This window comes from Pseudomonas sp. NFACC51, from assembly GCF_900103575.1.
In the GTDB taxonomy this organism is placed as follows: Bacteria; Pseudomonadota; Gammaproteobacteria; order Pseudomonadales; family Pseudomonadaceae; genus Aquipseudomonas; species Aquipseudomonas fluorescens_Q.
In genome coordinates this window covers 12,585-31,687 of the sequence record NZ_FMXH01000005.1, presented here as the reverse complement: position 1 = coordinate 31,687, position 19,103 = coordinate 12,585, and the positions used below count along the sequence as shown (strand labels likewise).

Here is a 19,103-nt window from a genome sequence, read left to right as displayed (position 1 = left end):
TTGCCGCATGGAAAAGCACAAACGCGATTACACAGCCCAACCACGCTTTGAACAGGGACGTTTTCAGCTTATCGCCGGCTTTGGTGCTCGGTTTACCCAGGACACTGCCCAGGACATCCCTTTGCTCTGGGAAAAGTTCCTGCCCTGGCTCGGCAAGGTGCCAGGGCAGCAAGATGAAGTGACCTACGGCGTGTGTTGCAACCCGGACGGGAAGGGTGGGTTCGAATACATCGCTGGCGTGGAAATCAGCCGGCTCGACGATCTGCCGGAACAATACCGCTGGGTCGAAATCCAGCCTGGGTATTACGCCGTCTTCGAACACAAGGGGCCGTTGAAACAACTACCGGACACGTTCCAATACATCTGGAACGAGTGGCTGCCACATTCCGGTCATACAGCGGCCGAGCTGCCGGAGTTCGAGCGCTACAGCGAGGATTTCAACCCCAGGACCGGCGAAGGCACCCTGGAGATCTGGATCCCGCTCAAGCCAAGCTGACCGTCGCCAGCTTCAGTACAGGCTGGCCTGCACCCGCGCAGGTGCTTCACGGTCATGAGTGTCTATGGGGCAAGGTCCATCAGAACGCCAACCCCATCCGCCGCTCGTAACCGATGCGGCCCTTGTAGGCCTCGCCACTATCGACCCAGCCCAGCCGGGAATACAGGCCGATGGCCGAGTCGTTATCGGCGTCAACCGACAGTTCCAGCCCGCGGATTTCCGGCCAGGCGGCTCGCGCCACGGCGGGTAGCGCCTGTAGGCAGGCCTTGCCATAACCTTTGCCCTGGGCCCGGTGATCGACTTGCAGGGCATGCAGGGTGGCGCTGTGTTCATTGGCCCAGGCGGGCAGTACCGGTGGGCGCTTGAGCAGCAGGAAGGCCACTGGCACCTCTTCAGCCAATAGCGCAAACCCTTTGACCCCGGGGCCTGGCTTGGACAGCAGCGTGTGCAGGGCGCCGTGGATATCGCCAGCGAACTTGATCTGTTCGGGGTGGATTTCGATGGCACCGACCTGTTCGCGTTGCAGCGGGGTCAGGTCTTCGTAGGGTACAAGCTCAGCGGTCACAAGAACGTCCGTTGTTTGCCAGCAGAATAGAACCTGGATTCTAGCGAATTTTTTCTTTGAATCATTTTTGTTGGGTTGTCGATTTGCTGTTTCTCCAAACGACAAAGGGTGTCCTCAACAAAAAACTGCGGAGAATCACCATGAATACCCAAGCCACTGAAACCGAAATCCAGGTCCTGATCGACACCTATCGCCAAGCGGTCATGGCCAAGGACGTTGAAAAGGTCATGGCACTCTATGACGAAGACATCGTCTCGTTCGATGCCATCCAGGCCTTGCAATTCAAGGGCAAGACCGCTTACCGGGCCCATTGGCAAGCCTGCATGGAAATGTGCCCCGGCCCGCACAAGTTCGACTTCCATCAGGTCAAGATTACCCCGGCAGAGAACATCGCCTTCGCCCACTGGCTGGCCTATTGTGGCGGCACCAATGACAAGGGCGAGGAACAGGCCTGCTGGATGCGTGTGACGGCCTGCTACCGGCGTGTAGCCGGGCAATGGCGGATCGTCCATGAACATTGGTCCGCGCCGTTCGACCCGATGGCCGGTACGACGTTGTTCGACCTGCAACCCTGATCGTCGGTTTTTTTGCCGAGCCACATTCTACCGTCCATAGTTGATCAGTCCGATCGTGGAGCCTTCCATGAAGTACCTATGCCTGGTGTATAGCAACGAACACACGCTGCACAACTCGCCCGACAGCCCGGAGGACGCCGAGTGCATGGCCTATGCCGAATCGATCCAGGGCAGTGGGCGGATGCTGGCCGCCGAGGCCCTGGAGTCGGTGCAGACAGCCACCACGGTGCGCATGCGCGGCGGCAAGCTGTCGATCATCGACGGCCCGTTCGCCGAAACCAAGGAGCAACTGGCCGGCTTCTACCTGATCGATGCCAAGGACCTCAACGAAGCCATCCAGGTCGCCGGCAATATCCCGGCGGCCCGGGTCGGCTGCGTCGAAGTGCGACCGGTACGCCAACTGAACCCCTGAACAATAAATACAAACAGGACTTCATTCATGAACCTTGCAACTGCCCCCCACGCGTTCATCAGCCGAACGATCGACGCCCCGCGTCAGAAGATTTTCCGTCCCCGGAGCGAGCCAGCCTTGGTGATCCAAGGGTGGGGCCCCCAAGGCATGCCCGACTGATGCCGGTCGAAGCGGTCAAGGCGCGGGTCGAGCAGGTTTATCGGCAAGACTCGCGGAGGATCCTGGCGACGTTGATTCGCCTGCTGGGGGACTTCGACCTCGCCGAAGAAGCCTTGCACGAGGCCTTCTTCATTGCGGTCGAGCGCTGGCAGCGCGACGGGGTGCCGGACAACCCGCGGGCCTGGCTGGTGTCTGCCGGGCGTTTCAAGGCCATCGACAGTTTGCGCCGGCGCGCGCGTTTCGCCGCGTCCCGGCCGATGTTGATCGCCCAGCTCGAAGAGCTGGAGCAGGGCCAGTGGAGTGACGAAGACGTGGAAGATGATCGCCTGCGGCTGATTTTTACCTGTTGCCACCCGGCCCTGGCGGCGGATGCCCAAGTGCCCCTGACGCTGCGGGAAGTCTGCGACCTGACCACCGAGCAAATCGCCCGGGCATTCCTCGCCGCCCCGGCGGCCATTGCCCAGCGTATCGTGCGGGCCAAGGCGAAAATCCGCGATGCCAGGATCCCCTACCAGGTGCCGTCCCGCGCGGAACTGCCGGAACGGCTGGACAGCGTGCTGCGGGTGATCTACCTGGTGTTCAACGAGGGTTATTCGGCCTCGATGGGCGCCGAGCTGACCCGCGAAGACCTGACGCGCGAAGCCATCCGCCTCGGGCGCCTGCTGATGGAGTTGCTGCCCGACGCGGAGGTCATGGGGTTGCTGGCATTGATGCTGCTGCACGAATCCCGGCGCCCGGCACGGACGTCATCGACCGGTGAACTGATCCTGCTGGATGAACAGGCACGATTCTTGTGGGATGCCGAGCTGATCGCCGAGGGCTGTGCATTGGTGGAGGCTGCGCTGAAGACCCGGCGGTTCGGGCCGTACTGCCTGCAGGCGGCGATTGCGGCGGTGCATGCCGAAGCACCGACGGCAGAGCAGACCGACTGGCCGCAGATCGTCGGGCTTTATGATGAGTTGCTGCGCGCCGTGCCGTCGCCGGTGATCGAACTCAACCGCGCCGCTGCCCTGGCCAAGCGCGACGGACCGGAAGTCGGCTTGCGCCTGGTCGAGGCGATCCTGGAGCGTGGGGAATTACTCGACTATCACCTGGCCTATTCGGCGCAGGCGGAATTCTGTCGTCAACTGGGACGATTGGACGAGGCGAGGGCGGCGTACCGCCGAGCGCTCGAACTGACGCAGCAACTGCCGGAACGGCGGTTTATCGAGGGGCGACTTGCGGGGTTGCAGTGACAGGGTCCCGCCGAACGCAAGACTCCTGTGGCGAGGGAGCTTGCTCCCGCTGGGCTGCGCAGCAGCCCCAAAACAGGGCCGCTACGCGCCCCAGCGGGAGCAAGCTCCCTCGCCACAGGGTTGTCGTTCGAATTTTTTTTCAACTGACCTGCATCAGATAAAAAAAAGCGACCCGAAGGTCGCTTTTTTCAGCCAGCCGGCGTTGATCAGAACTCGTGATCAGCGTTGTCCGGGTTCAGGTCGCTGATACCCAGTTTGCCCGCGGCCTGTTCGATCGAACCGGTCTGCTTGACCAGTGCGGCGATGGCGTCGCGCACGATCTGGTTGCCCGCGGTGTTGCCGGCGGCGATCAGTTGGTCGTAGTGCTCACCCTTGTTGGCGTGATCGACCATGACCTGGATCTTGGCCTCGGTGTCGGCCAGGTCGGCCTTGAGCGCCGTATCCGCGGCTGGATCGGCCTTGGCGACCAGGGACGACAGGCTCGCGCCGGTCATCTTGGTGCCGTCGACGCGGGTGTATTCGCCCAAGTACACGTTACGCACGCCCTTGGCATCGTAGAAGTGCGAGTTGTGGGTGTTGTCGCTGAAGCAATCCTGCTCGTCTTCTGGCGAGTTGGCTTCCAGGGACACCTTCATGCGCTCGCCCGCCAGTTCACCCAAGGACAGGCTGCCCATGCCGAACAGCATCTTGCGCAGGCCGCTTTCGGCCGGTTCGGCTTCCAGGGTGGCGCGGTAGTTGTCGGCCACGTTCGGCTTCCAGTTGCCGACCATCTCTTCGAGGTCGTTGACCAGCAATTGGGTCACGGACTTGAGGTAGGCACGACGACGGTCGTTGTGACCACCGGTGGCGCCAGTACCTTGCAGGTAGTCCGATGCCGGGCGGTTGCCCGCACCAGGGCCGGTGCCGTTGAGGTCCTGGCCCCACAGCAGGAATTCGATGGCGTGGTAGCCGGTGGCGACGTTGGCCTCGGAACCGCCCAGCTCGTTGAGGCTGGCGAGTTTTTCCGGGGTGATGTCCTTCACGTCGACCTTGTCTTCGCCAACCTGGACTTCGGTATTGGCGATGATGTTGGCGGTGGCGCCAGGGTTACCCAAGGCGTGCTCGTAGGATTTGTCGACGTAGTCGATCAGGCCTTCATCCAGGGGCCAGGCGTTCACTTGGCCTTCCCAGTCGTCGATGATGGTGTTGCCGAAGCGGAACACTTCACTTTGCAGGTAAGGCACGCGTGCGGCGACCCAGGCAGCCTTGGCGGCCTTCAGGGTCTCGGCGTTCGGCTTGGCCAGGAACGCGTCGACGGCGGTTTGCAGGGTTTTTGCAGTGGATTCGGCATCGCTGTAGACGGCATAGACGATGTCGGCATAGTGCGCGACGACGGCCTTGGCGGCCGCTTCGTCGATTTTGCCGGCGGCAGCAGGGGCGACCGGTGCCGCGGTGCTGGCGGCAGGCGTTGGCGCTTGCGGGGCGGCGGCCTTGTCTTTGCCTTCGCCGCAACCGGCGAGGGAAATAGCGATAGCCAGCAGACTGGCGGTAGCCAGGGGCATACGAATCATGGCAAACATCCTGCTTCGATGATGGATGGGACAGGCGCGAGGGTGCGCAAAACTGCGACATAATGCGAAAGATTTGCATTATGTGTAAAGGGTTGCAGGTGTAAATATTTCTTATTTAATGATGAAAGATTGCCGCCTTCGATAGTGTCTGTAGGAACTGCCTCGCAAAGCGAGGCTTGGCGCCCAGGGGCAGGAATCAGATGATGGACGCCTTGCTGCGCTCGGCCTGCTTCAAGTAAAGGCCCAATTCCCGTGCCGGCAGCGGTTTGCTGTAGTAATACCCCTGACCTTCGTGGCAACCCTCGGCGATGATGTAGGCTTCCTGCTCGACTGTTTCGACGCCTTCGGCAATGACCTGCATCCCCAGGCTCTTGCCCAACTGGATGATGGCCCGGACGATGGTTGCATCGTCCTCGTCGTCGAGCAGGTCCTGGACGAAGCTCTTGTCGATCTTGATCTTGTCCAGCGGCAGGCTCTTGAGGTAGCTCAGGGACGAATAGCCGGTCCCGAAGTCATCGATGGCAATCAGCGCCCCGGAGCGGCGCAGGCTCAGCAAATGCTGGGCAGCGGTGGTGATGTCTTCCATCAGGCCGGTCTCGGTAACCTCCAGCTCCAGGCTGCGCGGCGGCAGCCGGTACATTTGCAGGAGATTGTTCACCACCCGCGGCAGTTCGGCGTGGTGCAGTTGCACCGTCGACAGGTTGACCGCCATGCGCAGGTCGACGAAGCCCTGGTCGTGCCAGTCGCGCAATTGCCTGCAAGCCTGGTCCAGCACCCATTCACCGATGGCGATAATGGTGCCGTTCTGCTCGGCCAGGGGAATGAACAGATCCGGCGGCACCAGGCCGTGTTCGGGATGGTGCCAGCGGATCAGGGCTTCAGTGCCCACCACCCGCAGGTCGCGGTAGCTGATCTGCGGCTGGTACACCAGGGTGAACTGCTCGCGGGCCAGGGCCTCGCGCAAGTCTTTCTCCAGTTCGCGACGACGGCGCATCTCGCTGTCGACGCTGGCGATGTAGAACTGGTAGCGATTGCGCGAGCGGCTCTTGGCCAGGGTCATGGTCTGCTCGGCTTTCTGCAACAGTTTCTCGGTGCTGTCGCCGTCTTCGGGGAAGAGGGTGATGCCGATGGTGGCCCGCAGGCGGATTTGTTGATCGTCGATGGCGAACGGCGCTTCCAGGTCGTCGAGGATGCTTTGAGCCAGTTCGGCCGCCTCGTAAGGCTGTTCGATGTCGGCCTGGACCAGCGCGAACTGATCGCCCCCCAGCCGCGCCAGTGCGCCGAGCCGCCCGCTGTGGGCCCGCAGCCGATCGGCCAGAGCCAGCAGCAACTGGTCGCCGGTCTGATAGCTGAACTGTTCGTTGATGCCCTTGAAATCATCCAGCCCTACACACAACACCGCCACCCGGCGTTGCAGGCGTCCGGCGTCCACCAGGATCTTGTCCAGTTGCTGTTGAAGTTGCTGGCGGTTGGGCAGACCGGTGAGAAAGTCGTACTGGGCCATGCGCAGCAGGCTGTTTTCCGCTTCGTGACGCAGGTGCGTGTTGCGCTCGATGGATTCGAGCAGTTGGTTGGCCGTATTGATCCACAGGCCCAGTTCGTTTTGCTCGTGACCGCGCAGCTGCGGGATCTTGTGGGCGCTGGGGCGATCGGGGTTGATCTCGGTCAGGTGCTCGATGATCCGCGACAACGGTTTGGTCAGCAGCCAGTGATAGACCAGGTACAGCACCAGGCCCATGGCCAGGGCCCGCAGCATTCCGGAGATGAAGATGATCACCGAGCTGACGATGAAACCCTCGCCGTAGGTGGCGGTGTCGAGGGTAATGCTCAGGTCGCCGTAATATTCGCTATAGGGGCCGCGTCCCACCAGTTGCGTGGTGAAGGTGCGCTCCTTGCCCAGGATCAGGTCGGTCAGCCAGCGGCTTTCGGAGCGCTGCAAGGGCCGGGTTTTTTCGGCGAGCATGGTTTCGCGTGGATGGCCGATGGAAGCCATGCGTACGGCTTCGTCCTGGAACAGGCCCTCGATCACTTGCATGCCCATCTCCCGGTCCAGGCTGTAGACGGCCTGGGTCGAAGGATCGCGGAACATGTCGAGGATCCGTTGGGCGTCACTGGCGACGGCCTGGTTGGTTTTGTAGGCATCGAACACGATCTGGGCGCAGCTCAAGACCATGCCAACGATCAATGCCGAGAGGAGCACGACCCGGAGCAACTTCACAGACAAGCTGTTCTTGAGTTCCAGCTTCAAAGAGTGGTTCCTTGTTCCGTGCGGGTAGCGTCAAGTTGCCATGAGTATTGGCAATCCTGTGATGTCAGTCAAAGGGACAATCAAACACAAGGTTTTTCGCTTGAAACCTTACCGGTGTACGTTTTTTCCAGAGTGATTGCTCTACGACCATTGTGTCGGTTGGAAGGGGCCGCAACTTGAGGCCTCCAGGGATTTTTTCTTGGGGTTCCAGACGCGAGGTAGCTTGCCTGCGGTCATTTTTTCCGGCAAAAAAAACCCGGCACGACGCCGGGTTTTCTTGTCTGGCATTGGCGCTTAGGCGGTGAAGGCTTTGCCTTCGAACTGCTCGGCGACGAATTTCCAGTTGACCAGGTTCCAGAACGCTTCGACGTATTTCGGGCGAAGGTTGCGGTAGTCGATGTAGTAAGCGTGTTCCCACACGTCGCAGGTCAGCAGCGGGGTGTCACCGCTGGTCAGCGGGTTGCCGGCACCAATGGTGCTGGCCAGGGCCAGGGAACCGTCGGCCTTTTTCACCAGCCAGCCCCAGCCGGAACCGAAGGTGCCGATGGAGGTTTTGCTGAACTCTTCCTTGAACTTGTCGAACGAACCGAAGGCCTTGTTGATGGCTTCAGCCAGCGCGCCGGTTGGTTGACCGCCGGCGTTCGGTGCCAGGCAGTTCCAGTAGAAGGTGTGGTTCCAGACCTGAGCGGCGTTGTTGAAGATACCGCCCGAGGAGGTCTTGACGATTTCTTCCAGGGTCTTGCCTTCGAACTCGGTGCCAGGCACCAGGTTGTTCAGGTTTACGACATAGGTGTTGTGGTGCTTGTCGTGGTGGTATTCCAGTGTTTCCTTGGAAATGTGTGGCGCCAGTGCGTCGTGTGGATAGGGCAGCGGCGGCAATTCGAAAGCCATGGTGATTCTCCTAATCAGGTCAGTTGCGGTGAGCGCAAGGCCGATCACGGGCGGCCAGACTAGCGCCGGGGAGTTTGTACTCTTTGCGGCGCAGGAGTCGGATCATAGCACCGGGGGTGCGGCATAACCACGCAACAACTGTGTGGAATAGAGGTTCCAGAGCGGTTTGGAATAATCAGCCGTTGACGATCAATTGCACCGCCACGGTAAACATCATCACCGCCACGAGCAGGTCGAGGATCCGCCAGGTGCTTGGACGAGCCAGCCAGGGTGCCAGCCACGCAGCGCCGAAGGCCAGGGTGAAGAACCACAGCAGCGAGGCACTGGCCGCGCCCACGACATAGGCGCCAGGCACGCTCTGCTGGGCACCAAGGGAGCCGATCAGCAGTACGGTGTCGAGGTAGACGTGGGGGTTGAGCAACGTCACCGCCAGGGCGCTGAGCAGCACCGCCCGCAGCGAGCGTGCAGCCTGGTTTCCCCCCTGTTGCAGGCTTTGCTTCGAGCAGGCCCGGCGCAGGGCCAGGCTGGCGTACCAGAGCAGGAACGCCGCACCGCCCCAGCGGGCAATCGACAGCAGCAACGGACTCTGGGCCAGCAAGGTCGCCAAGCCGAAAACCCCGGCGGCGACCAGCAGCGCATCGAACGTGACGCACAGCGCCGCCACGGGCAGATGATGTTCGCGGCGCAGGCTCTGGGCCAGCACAAATGCGTTCTGGGCGCCGATGGCCATGATCAGCCCAAAGGCCACCAGCAGGCCGTTCATATAACTTTGCCACATAGGTTTGATCCCCGGTTTGTGTATCAATGCTGGCCATTCTCCGGGGAAGGGCTGTATAAGAAAAACCAATCCTGCTGATTGCTCATTAGGAAAACTGATGTTCGATTACAAATTGCTTTCTGCCCTGGCTGCCGTGGTCGAGCAGGCCGGTTTCGAGCGCGCGGCCCAAGTGTTGGGTTTGTCGCAATCGGCCATTTCCCAACGAATCAAACTGCTGGAAGCACGCGTCGGCCAGCCCGTGTTGGTACGTGCCACGCCGCCAGCGCCCACGGAGATCGGCCGACGGCTGCTCAATCACGTGCAACAGGTGCGTCTGCTTGAGCGCGACCTGCAAAGCCTGGTGCCGGCCCTGGATGAAGAGGGTTTGCCGGAGCGTTTGCGCATCGCCTTGAACGCCGACAGCCTGGCAACCTGGTGGGCGGCGGCCGTGGGCGATTTCTGCGCCGAGCAGCACCTGTTGCTCGACCTGGTGGTGGAGGACCAGACCGTTGGTCTCAAGCGCATGCGCGCCGGTGAAGTGGCGGCGTGTGTCTGCGCCAGCGAACGCCCGGTGGCGGGCGCCCGCAGTGTGTTGCTGGGGGCGATGCGCTACCGGGCGCTGGCCAGCCCAGCGTTCATCGCCCGGCATTTCCCCGACGGGGTGCGGGCCGATCAACTGGCCCGTACGCCGGCATTGGTGTTTGGCCCGGATGATTTCCTGCAGCACCGCTACCTCGCGTCCGTAGGCGTGGAGGGCGGCTTCGAGCACCATCTGTGCCCCTCGTCCGAAGGTTTTATCCGTCTTGCTGAAGTCGGGCTGGGCTGGGGGCTCGTGCCGGAGCTGCAAGTGCGCGAACAGCTGGAGCGAGGCGTGCTGGTGGAATTGCTGGCAGATAAACCGATCGATGTGCCGCTGTACTGGCATCATTGGCGCAATGGCGGGCAGTTGCTCGGCTTGTTGACCGAACAGTTGATCCGCTCCTCCCGGCAGTGGCTGGTGCCTTGGGAGGCGCAGTAGACGTCAAGCTGCTGGTAAAAGCGGCGCACAGATAAAATTGCAGGTTGTAGCGCAAGGCTCGTAACCGCATTTCTTAGGAGCATTCATGAAAATTCTGGTCACCGGCGCGAGCGGCTTCATTGGCGGACGCTTCGCGCGTTTCGCCCTGGAGCAAGGCCTGGATGTACGGGTCAATGGTCGCCGGGCCGAGAGCGTGGAACACCTGGTGCGTCGCGGTGCACAGTTTGTCCAAGGGGATCTGAGCGACCCACTGCTGGCCCGGGATTTGTGCCTGGATGTCGAAGCCGTCGTGCATTGCGCCGGTTCCGTGGGACTTTGGGGCCGCTACCAGGATTTCCACCAGGGCAATGTCCAGGTCACGGAAAATGTCGTCGAGGCCTGCCTCAAGCAAAAGGTTCGCCGGCTGGTTCATCTGTCCTCGCCGTCCATCTACTTCGACGGTCGTGACCACCTCGGGTTGACCGAAGAACAGGTGCCCAAGCGCTTCAAGCACCCTTACGCGGCCACCAAGTACCTGGCCGAGCAGAAAGTCTTCGGCGCCCAGGAGTTTGGCCTCGAAGTGTTGGCCCTGCGCCCGCGTTTCGTGACCGGTGCCGGTGACATGAGCATTTTTCCGCGGCTGTTGAAAATGCAGCGCAAGGGGCGCCTGGCGATTGTCGGCAACGGGCTGAACAAAGTGGATTTCACCAGCGTGCAAAACCTCAACGAAGCGCTGCTCAGCAGCCTGCTGGCTACCGATTCAGCATTGGGCAAGGCCTATAACATCAGCAATGGGGCACCGGTTCCACTGTGGGATGTGGTCAATTATGTGATGCGCCAGATGGAAGTCCCGCAGGTCCGGCGTTATCGTTCCTACGGCTTGGCTTATAGTGTCGCGGCCCTGAATGAAGGTTTCTGCAAATTGTGGCCGGGCCGCCCCGAACCGACGCTGTCGCGCCTGGGCATGCAGGTCATGAACAAAAATTTCACCCTGGACATCAGCCGGGCCCGGCATTATCTCGATTATGATCCGCAGGTCAGCCTGTGGACCGCCCTCGATGAGTTTTGTGCCTGGTGGAAGGTACAGCAGCCTGTATGACTAGCCATACAGCCCACCCGAGTACCCGCTGATCGGCCCGTCATGAACCGACTGCCAGGTTCGGGGTCAATCGGTGCGGCGGGCGAGGGGGTTATACTCGCCGCATCAAGCCATCACCGGTTTCCCAAAGGTTGAACCATGCCCATGCGTAACGATGCCAACGACGACTTCGATGATGTACCGAGCCTGCGGATGCGGGCCGACATTCCCGATGACGATGATTTCCTGCCCAACCGCCAGCCTCATGTGCAAGCACGCCCGGCGCCCGTTGCCGCGGCCAAGGTCAAGGGGCCCAGCACCGGGCCGCTGTGGGCATTGGTCGGCGCGCTGCTGTGTGCGTTCGGTTTCCTGGCCTGGTGGAGCTTCCAGCAGATTTCCCTGATGGAGCAGCAACTGGTGGCCACCCAGGAGAGCTTCGCGCGGATCAGTGAAGATGCGGCGGGGCGACTGCAGGAGTTTTCCGGCAAGGTCGTCGCCGGCCAGTCCAATGTGATGAGCGACAGTGAGGCCTTGAAACTGCAGATCAAGCAGTTGGAAAGCAAGCTGCAGGATCAGGGCAAGCAATTCGACAACAAACTGTTGGAGCAGTATAAGCAACAGCAAGCTACCTTCGGTCCGTCCGCCGACTTGGACAAGGAACTGGCCCAGCTCATTGCCCAGGCCACTGAACAGCAGAACACCAACGCCCAGTTGCAAGCGTCCAACAAGGAACTCCAAGCCCAGGTCAAGACGCTGGTGGCTGAAGTTAACGCCCTGAAAAGCCAAGGCGAGGGTGGTGCCCTGGATGCTCAGCTCAAGAGCATCGGAGCCGACATCACCGCCCTGAAAAGAGCCACCTCCAACTCGGCCATCGATCGCCTGGAGCAGGACGTGATCGTGCTCAAGAGCCAGCAGGACAAGGGCGGCAACACTGCCGAGTTCGACGCCTTCCGTGGCCAAGTCACCCGTAACATCAACACCTTGCAAGCGCAGATCCAGAACTTGCAGCAGCAACTCCGCGCTGGGGCTCAATAAACCTGTGGGCGTTTGTTCGCGATAGCGATTGTGAATGTGCCGCCGCTATCGCGAGCAAGCTCGCTCTCACAGGAAACGCTGTCCAGCGTACAAGCGAGCTTGCTCGCGATGGCACCGCCTCTGTCAGTAACCATACCCGCTGACGCCCCCGGCTCCCCAGCAATTCCCTGAATACTCCAACATCACCCCACGCCGTCTACGCTCTTGAAACACCAACAAGAACGAGGGGCGCGCATATGGGGTTTTTTCACAGGATGGCCTGGCTGGGTGCAATGCTTGTGCTGGGGCTGGCACCGGTTCATGCAGCGACACCGGATGACGGCCAGGCGGCCCGTTCGCTGCTGGAAAAGGCCTTGGCTTACTACCACGACAATGGCGACAAAGCCTTTGCCGCCTTCAGTCGCCAGGGGGAATTCGTCGACAAGGATCGCTATGTATTCGTGGTGGATACCCAGGGTGTGATGCTCGCCAGCGGCGGGCCTTCCTCGGCGCTGATCGGGCGGGATGTGTCTGAAGTGCTGGGCCCGGACCTGCGCAAAGCCTTCAAGGACGCCTTGAAGACTCCCGAGGCCAGTGGCATCCAGCAAGCCGAGTACCGTTGGCAGAACTGGTCGGACGGCAAGGTCGAGCGCAAGCATGTGTATTTCCAGCGTGTCGGCGAACGGATTCTGGCTGTCGGCTACTACCTGCCCCGGGCTTCCGCCGAACAGGCCAGGGCGCTGCTGGACAAGGCTTCAAGCGACCTGTTGAAAAATGAGAAGGCCACGCTGACGGCGGTTAACTCCCTCAAGGGAGGTTATCTGCAGGATGACTTGTACGTCTTTGTCGTCGACCTCAATACCCGGCGCTATGTCGGTCACGGCACCAACCTGCGGTTGATCAATACCGACTTCGCCAAGGTCAAGGACCCCGATGGCAAACCGGTGGGCGAGCCGATCCTGGCCATGATCGGCAAGCAGGACGTGGGGGAGTATGAATATCGGTGGAAGAACCCGGTGACCGGCAAGGTCGAGGACAAGCACGCGTACCTGAAGAAGGTCGGGCACTTCCTGGTGGCGGTGGGGTATTACAGTCCTTGAAACGAGGCGCTGGACATCGTGGCGAGGGAGCTTGCTCCCGCTGGACCGGGCTGGCGCTCCAGTGCGCAGCGCTCCCCAAAAAAGGGGCCGCTGCGCAGCCCAGCGGGAGCAAGCTCCCTCGCCACAGTTGAATCCAGATCAGCCCGCCACCAACACCCGAATCGCCTCCAAACGCAACGCCGCTTTCTCAAGCATCGCCAGCCCTTGCTCGCGCTGTTGGCGCAGGGCTACCAGTTCGCTGTCGCGCACGGTCGGGTTGACCGCTTGCAGGGCGGTCAGGCGCGCCAGTTCTTCGTCGGTATCGGCGGCCAGGCGACGCTGGGCCTCGGCCACGCGTTCGGCGTGACGCGGGGCGATCTTTTCTTCGCCTGCATTGATCCGAGGCGTGAGCTGGTCGCGCTGGGCCTGGATGAATTTGTTGGCGCTGGCACGTGGCACGCTTTCGAGCTGGTCGTTCAAGGTTTCGAACGAAACCCGGGCGGCCAGGTCGTTGCCGTTGGCGTCAAGCAGGCAGCGCAGGGCGGCCGGCGGCAGGTAGCGGCCCAGTTGCAGCGAACGCGGGGCCACTACTTCACTGACGTAGAGCAGTTCCAGCAACACGGTGCCGGGCTTGAGGGCCTTGTTCTTGATCAGCGCCACGGCGGTGTTGCCCATGGAACCGGACAGCACCAGATCCATGCCGCCTTGCACCATCGGGTGCTCCCAGGTGATGAACTGCATGTCTTCGCGCGACAGCGCCTGGTTGCGGTCGTAGGTGATGGTCACGCCTTCGTCGTCGCCCAGCGGGAAGCTGGCGTCGAGCATTTTTTCGCTCGGCTTGAGGATCAGCGCGTTTTCCGAATGATCCTCACTGTCGATGCCAAAGGCGTCGAACAGGGTTTCCATGTAGATCGGCAGGGCGAACTGGTCGTCCTGCTCGAGAATGGCTTCCACCAGCGCATCGCCTTCACCGGCGCCGCCGGAGTTGAGCTCCAGCAAACGGTCTCGACCGGTGTGCAGCTCGGCCTCCAGGCGTTCGCGTTCGGTGCGGGCTTCGTCGATCAGTGCTTGCCACTGGCCATCGTCGGCTTCTTCCAGCAATGGCAGCAGGCGCGGGCCGAACTGATGCTGCAAGGCGTTGCCAGTCGGGCAAGTGTTGAGGAAGGCATTCAGGGCTTCGTGATACCACTGGAACAGCCGTGCCTGTGGGCTGGTTTCCAGGTACGGCGCGTGCAGCTCGATGGTGTGCTTCTGGCCGATCCGGTCCAGACGGCCGATACGTTGCTCGAGCAGGTCCGGGTGCGCTGGCAGATCGAACAGTACCAGGTGATGGGCGAACTGGAAGTTGCGCCCCTCACTGCCGATTTCCGAACAGATCAGCACCTGGGCACCAAACTCTTCGTCGGCGAAATAGGCCGCCGCGCGGTCGCGCTCCAGGATGTTCATGCCTTCGTGGAACACCGTGGCCGGAATGCCGGAACGTACGCGCAGGGCGTCTTCCAGGTCCATGGCGGTTTCGGCGTGGGCACAGATCACCAGTACTTTGGTGCGCTTGAGCATCTTCAGGGTGTCGATCAGCCACTCGACCCGCGGGTCGAAACGCCACCAGCGTTCTTCTTCGCTGGCGTCCGGCTGGGCTTGGAAGCTGACTTCCGGGTACAGCTCGGGATGATCGCCCAGCGGCAATTCGAGGTATTCGGCCGGGCACGGCAGCGGATAGGCGTGCAGCTTGCGCTCAGGGAAACCCTGCACGGCGGCGCGGGTGTTGCGAAACAGCACGCGGCCAGTGCCGTGGCGGTCCAGCAGTTCACGCACCAGGCGGGCACTGGCTTCGACATCGCCATCATTGACGGCGGTCAGCAACGCTTCGCCTTCGTTACCCAGGAAGCCGTGGATGGTCTTGTGGGCTTCGGGCGAGAGGCGGCCTTTGTCCAGCAGCTCCTGCACGGCTTCGGCCACCGGGCGATAGTTTTCGCTCTCGGCACGGAAGGCCTTGAGGTCGTGGAAGCGATTCGGGTCCAGCAGGCGCAGGCGAGCAAAGTGGCTGTCCTGGCCCAGTTGTTCCGGGGTCGCGGTCAGCAGCAGCACGCCCGGGATCGTCTCGGCGAGTTGTTCGACCAGCGCGTACTGCGGGCTGACCTGATCTTCGTGCCACACCAGGTGATGGGCCTCGTCGACCACCATCAGGTCCCAGCCGGCGGCGAACAGCGCGTCCTGGGCCTTCTCGTCGTCCACCAGCCACTCCAGCGCCACCAGGGCCAGTTGAGTGTCTTCGAACGGGTTGCTGGCATCGCTTTCGATGAAGCGTTCTTCGTCGAACAGCGCGACTTGCAGGTTGAAACGTCGACGCATTTCCACCAGCCATTGGTGCTGGAGGTTTTCCGGTACCAGGATCAGGACGCGGTTGGCGCGGCCGGACAGCAGTTGACGATGGATGACCAGGCCGGCCTCGATGGTCTTGCCCAGGCCCACTTCGTCCGCCAGCAACACCCGCGGCGCAATGCGGTCGGCTACTTCACGGGCAATGTGCAATTGGTGGGCGATAGGCTGGGCACGGACGCCGCCCAGGCCCCAAAGCGAAGACTGCAACTGGCGGCTGGTGTGTTCCAGGGTGTGGTAGCGCAGGGAGAACCAGGCCAATGGGTCGATCTGGCCGGCGAACAGACGGTCGCTCGCCAGGCGGAACTGGATAAAGTTCGACAGTTGGGTTTCCGGCAGGGTGACGACTTCGTTCTGTCCGTTGAGGCCGTGGTAGACCAGCAGCCCGTCGATGTCATCGACTTCGCGCACGGTCATTTTCCAGCCTTCGAAGTGAGTGATCACATCGCCCGGCGAAAACCGTACCCGGGTGAGCGGCGCGTTCCGTAGCGCGTACTGGCGAGTGTCGCCAGTGGCCGGATAGAGCACGGTCAACAAGCGGCCGTCCTGTGCCAGAACGGTGCCTAAACCCAGCTCGGCTTCGCTGTCACTGATCCAGCGTTGCCCCGGTTGATACTGCTGCGCCATGCTGCCTGACTCCCGCCTTGAAAAAGCCGGTTATCTTAACGGAAGGATCCCTCAGACCAAAGGATTTACGTACGTTGATTAGTGAGCGATGGCACGGAACTTACGCTTGTCCAGCGATCAAACAAGCTCGGCCCTGGGAATCGCTGCAATGCCAACTGGGTCACAAGTTTCAGACCGGCGGTTCAAGCTGCCACTTTCCCAGCCGACAACCTGAAGACAGGAGACCTTTATGTTGCCACCCATGCTCCCTTTGAGCGCCGTACCTATCACTGCTCAACAGGATCCGGTTCGCCAGCGACCGGACATACCGCCCGTGGTCCCGGTGCAGCAAAGCTCCAACGAAAGCACCATCGACCTGCAGAGCCGCGACCCGGAAGAGGCCGCGCTGCTGTTGCGCGAGGAACAGCGTCGCCGGCAGGAGCGCGACAAGCGCCACCGCGAGGCCAATGAAGATCCTGAAGAACACCTGGCCGTACCGGGTACCGAACTCAACGCCGACAACACCGTGCCGGTGGTGCCGCTGATAGACGAAGAGTCGCGCCAGGGCTTGTGGGTCGATATCCAGATCTGATTCAGGCGTTTGCCGACGTACGCAGGCTGGTCAACGCCGTCAACACCCCGCATCATGGGCGCATCCGCAATTCACTGCACGATGCCCACACGCCATGAGCCAAGACGACAAGCTGATCGACCTCAGTGCCGAGCGCGCCAAGCGCGTTCACGACCTCAACGAAAAGCGCCTCAATGAAGTCCGCCAGGCTTTCGAGCAGGCCATGCCGTTGGGCAAGCCCAAGAAAAAGTCGAAAAACAAACCGAAAAAGCGCTGAACCCCCTCGATCCATTGATGCAGATCAGTTATTTCCCCACCTTTTCGCCCCGTTGCGGGCGTTATTGACCCCGGTCAATTTTCATCCAGGCCTGATTGGTTAACTTGAACCCATCGCAACAGGGGCAAGACCAGGAGGCCAGTCATGTTTTTCGATAATGTGGTGTTTGCCGGTGTGTTGACGGTCGGCCTCATGTTCGTATTTTTCGCAGGCTTTGGATTATTCATCTGGAAAGACGCACACAAGCGGAAAAAACCGTAGGTCTTTCCGGCTAAAACGAGCACGCAAGGCATTTTGGGCGACTTCGGTCGCCCTTTTTTTTACCGATTTTCCGGTATATACAAATCAAAATGCGGGAGCGGGCTTGCTCGCGAAGGCGGTGTGTCAGTCAATGTATGAGTAACTGACACGACGCCTTTGCGAGCAAGCCCGCTCCCACAATGGTTCTGGTGGTATAAAAAAAGGTGCGACCTGTCAGGATCGCACCTTTTTTGTGGCTGCGGGAATCAGCTGCCCAAGGCCTTGGACGCCAACCAGAACAGCCCGGCCGACAGCGCCACCGTTGCCGGCAGGGTCAGCACCCAGGCCAGCAGGATGTTGCGCACGGTGCCACCTTGCAGGCCGCTCTTGTTCGCGACCATGGTACCGGCCACGCCCGAAGACAGTACGTGGGTGGTGGAAACCGGCAGGCTGAAAATGTTCGCCGCGCCGATCATGCACGCGGTGGTGATCTGCGCCGACATGCCCTGGGCATAGGTCATGCCTTGCTTGCCGATCTTCTCGCCGATGGTCAGTACCACACGCTTCCAGCCGACCATGGTGCCCAGGCCCAGTGCCAGGGCGACCGCCAGGATCACCCAGAATGGGGCGTACTCGGTGGTGCCGGTCAGGTCCTTGCGCAGTTTGTTCAGGTCGTCTTTCTCACGGGCTGCCAGACCTGGCAGTTTGCCAACCTTCTTCGCTGTGTCGTCCAGGCAGAGCAAGTAGCGACGCACTTCGATACGGCTTTCCGACGGCAGCGAATGGTAGTCAGCCACGCCCTTGAGGGTGTTGAGCAGGGCATCGATGGTGGGTTCGGTCTGCTGCGGGTTGCAACGGAATTTTTCCGGCAGATCGCCTTCCACGCTCTTGCCCAGCGCCAGGTATTCACCCAGGGATTCGCTGTTGCGCTGGTAGAACTGGCTCAGGTGCAGGGTCGCGTCGCGGGTCCGCTCGATCTGATACGTGGTGCTGCTCAGGTCGAGCACGAACTGCGAAGGCACGATACCGATCAGCACCAGCATGATCAGGCCGATGCCTTTCTGGCCATCGTTGGAGCCATGGACAAAACTGACGGCCATGGCCGAAATCACCAGTACCAGGCGATTCCAGAACGGCGGGTGCTTCTTGTCATCGATCTTGCGGCGCTGTTCCGGTGTCTTGTGCATCTTCGACAGCGGACGCCACCATTTCAGGCCGATCAGCACCAGGGCAGCGATCAGGAAGCCGGCCATGGGCGAGAACACCAGGGAGGCGCCGATATCGATCGCCTTCTGCCAGTTCACCCCATCGGCCAACGGGATATCGTTGATCAACGCATTGGCCAGGCCCACGCCGAGGATCGAGCCGATCAACGTGTGGGAGCTGGACGCCGGGATACCGAAGTACCAGGTGCCCAGGTTCCAGGTAATGGCCGCTGCGAGCAGCGAAAACACCATGGCGAGCCCGTGTCCGGTGTTCACATTGATCAGCAGCTCTACGGGCAGCAAGTGAACGATGGCGTACGCCACCCCCACACCACCCAGCAGCACGCCGAGGAAATTGAACACACCGGAAAAGAACACCGCCAGATGAGGCGGCATGGCTTTGGTGTAGATAACAGTGGCAACCGCGTTAGCGGTGTCATGAAAGCCGTTGATGAACTCGAAGGCGAGGACAAAAGCCAGGGCGAGCAAGAGGCTCACAAGCACCCAAGCATCCAGTCCGCTGAATAAATCGATCATGAAGGTTTTCTGACCCGGTCATAAGGGGGCGCGATTATGCCAGAAAACCATGGCAATCGATGCATTGCCTGCTCATCGGCAACATTCTTCAACGAAATAATTTGTAGGAATGGCTCTGGCGCGAGGTTTTCCGTGGGGCGCGTAACCCTTTGATTCAGGGGCGCAAAGCGTCCTGGAACCTGACCGCCGCCCCGTGTAGAGCACTTCGAGCGGTTGCATGAAATATCTGAAA

The 19,103-nt window shown here is 61.1% G+C and carries 18 protein-coding genes and 1 pseudogene; 12 read left to right on the top strand and 7 right to left on the bottom strand.

The window, feature by feature from the left end; all coding sequences use genetic code 11:
* The first annotated feature begins 7 nt into the window (after positions 1–7).
* A complete protein-coding gene (locus BLT00_RS11800; RefSeq protein ID WP_063322615.1) occupies positions 8–496 on the top strand; it encodes a GyrI-like domain-containing protein in 489 nt (162 codons plus the stop codon).
* A gap of 79 nt (positions 497–575) precedes the next feature.
* Here BLT00_RS11800 and BLT00_RS11795 read toward each other — a convergent pair whose 3' ends face one another.
* On the bottom strand, positions 576–1,061 hold the full coding sequence (locus tag BLT00_RS11795) for a GNAT family N-acetyltransferase (protein WP_092144268.1): 486 nt from the start codon (positions 1,059–1,061) through the stop codon (positions 576–578).
* 140 nt (positions 1,062–1,201) lie between these two features.
* Here BLT00_RS11795 and BLT00_RS11790 point away from each other — a divergent pair, with 140 nt between their 5' ends.
* The 4 genes and pseudogenes from BLT00_RS11790 (at position 1,202) to BLT00_RS11775 (ending at position 3,442) form a co-directional block, all read left to right on the top strand.
* The gene (locus BLT00_RS11790) at positions 1,202–1,636 is read left to right on the top strand and encodes a YybH family protein (RefSeq protein ID WP_072342082.1); all 435 of its coding nucleotides are present in this window, start codon (positions 1,202–1,204) and stop codon (positions 1,634–1,636) included.
* Between the two features lie 67 nt (positions 1,637–1,703).
* The gene (locus BLT00_RS11785; protein ID WP_063322612.1) at positions 1,704–2,048 is read left to right on the top strand and encodes a YciI family protein; all 345 of its coding nucleotides are present in this window, start codon (positions 1,704–1,706) and stop codon (positions 2,046–2,048) included.
* 27 nt (positions 2,049–2,075) lie between these two features.
* Positions 2,076–2,198: pseudogene (locus BLT00_RS11780) on the top strand (polyketide cyclase); the annotation flags it as partial.
* A gap of 8 nt (positions 2,199–2,206) precedes the next feature.
* A complete protein-coding gene (locus tag BLT00_RS11775; RefSeq protein WP_092144272.1) occupies positions 2,207–3,442 on the top strand; it encodes an RNA polymerase sigma factor in 1,236 nt (411 codons plus the stop codon).
* A gap of 206 nt (positions 3,443–3,648) precedes the next feature.
* Here BLT00_RS11775 and BLT00_RS11770 read toward each other — a convergent pair whose 3' ends face one another.
* The 4 genes from BLT00_RS11770 to BLT00_RS11755 all read right to left on the bottom strand — a co-directional run bounded on the left by BLT00_RS11770 (position 3,649) and on the right by BLT00_RS11755 (position 8,909).
* Positions 3,649–4,992: an imelysin family protein gene (locus tag BLT00_RS11770; protein ID WP_063322609.1), complete on the bottom strand. Its 1,344-nt coding sequence runs from the start codon at positions 4,990–4,992 to the stop codon at positions 3,649–3,651.
* Positions 4,993–5,188: 196 nt separating this feature from the next.
* Positions 5,189–7,240: a putative bifunctional diguanylate cyclase/phosphodiesterase gene (locus BLT00_RS11765; protein WP_092144274.1), complete on the bottom strand. Its 2,052-nt coding sequence runs from the start codon at positions 7,238–7,240 to the stop codon at positions 5,189–5,191.
* A gap of 294 nt (positions 7,241–7,534) precedes the next feature.
* Complete coding sequence (locus tag BLT00_RS11760; protein ID WP_063322607.1) at positions 7,535–8,131, bottom strand: superoxide dismutase; 597 nt, start codon at positions 8,129–8,131, stop codon at positions 7,535–7,537.
* A gap of 175 nt (positions 8,132–8,306) precedes the next feature.
* On the bottom strand, positions 8,307–8,909 hold the full coding sequence (locus tag BLT00_RS11755; RefSeq protein WP_092144276.1) for a LysE/ArgO family amino acid transporter: 603 nt from the start codon (positions 8,907–8,909) through the stop codon (positions 8,307–8,309).
* A gap of 97 nt (positions 8,910–9,006) precedes the next feature.
* Here BLT00_RS11755 and BLT00_RS11750 point away from each other — a divergent pair, with 97 nt between their 5' ends.
* The 4 genes from BLT00_RS11750 to BLT00_RS11735 all read left to right on the top strand — a co-directional run bounded on the left by BLT00_RS11750 (position 9,007) and on the right by BLT00_RS11735 (position 13,077).
* Positions 9,007–9,906, top strand: a complete 900-nt coding sequence (locus tag BLT00_RS11750; protein WP_072342064.1) for a LysR family transcriptional regulator ArgP — start codon at positions 9,007–9,009, stop codon at positions 9,904–9,906.
* Between the two features lie 85 nt (positions 9,907–9,991).
* Positions 9,992–10,984, top strand: coding sequence for an NAD-dependent epimerase/dehydratase family protein (locus tag BLT00_RS11745; protein WP_063322604.1), 993 nt, complete (start codon positions 9,992–9,994; stop codon positions 10,982–10,984).
* A 138-nt stretch (positions 10,985–11,122) separates the two neighbouring features.
* Positions 11,123–11,998: an ATPase gene (locus BLT00_RS11740; protein ID WP_092144278.1), complete on the top strand. Its 876-nt coding sequence runs from the start codon at positions 11,123–11,125 to the stop codon at positions 11,996–11,998.
* 236 nt (positions 11,999–12,234) lie between these two features.
* A complete protein-coding gene (locus BLT00_RS11735) occupies positions 12,235–13,077 on the top strand; it encodes a cache domain-containing protein (protein WP_092144280.1) in 843 nt (280 codons plus the stop codon).
* Positions 13,078–13,215: 138 nt separating this feature from the next.
* Here the strand turns inward: BLT00_RS11735 and rapA are convergent, their stop codons facing one another.
* Complete coding sequence (gene rapA, locus BLT00_RS11730) at positions 13,216–16,062, bottom strand: RNA polymerase-associated protein RapA (RefSeq protein ID WP_072342053.1); 2,847 nt, start codon at positions 16,060–16,062, stop codon at positions 13,216–13,218.
* A gap of 229 nt (positions 16,063–16,291) precedes the next feature.
* Between rapA and BLT00_RS11725 the strand changes: the two genes are divergently transcribed.
* From BLT00_RS11725 to ccoM, 3 genes are all read left to right on the top strand, one after another.
* Positions 16,292–16,633, top strand: a complete 342-nt coding sequence (locus BLT00_RS11725) for an aspartate-semialdehyde dehydrogenase (RefSeq protein ID WP_092144282.1) — start codon at positions 16,292–16,294, stop codon at positions 16,631–16,633.
* A gap of 94 nt (positions 16,634–16,727) precedes the next feature.
* Positions 16,728–16,889, top strand: coding sequence for a hypothetical protein (locus BLT00_RS31860; protein WP_003198631.1), 162 nt, complete (start codon positions 16,728–16,730; stop codon positions 16,887–16,889).
* Between the two features lie 144 nt (positions 16,890–17,033).
* A complete protein-coding gene (gene ccoM / locus BLT00_RS32340; RefSeq protein ID WP_025212288.1) occupies positions 17,034–17,150 on the top strand; it encodes a cytochrome c oxidase subunit CcoM in 117 nt (38 codons plus the stop codon).
* A 245-nt stretch (positions 17,151–17,395) separates the two neighbouring features.
* Here ccoM and BLT00_RS11715 read toward each other — a convergent pair whose 3' ends face one another.
* On the bottom strand, positions 17,396–18,871 hold the full coding sequence (locus tag BLT00_RS11715) for an inorganic phosphate transporter (RefSeq protein ID WP_063322599.1): 1,476 nt from the start codon (positions 18,869–18,871) through the stop codon (positions 17,396–17,398).
* Positions 18,872–19,103: the final 232 nt, after the last annotated feature.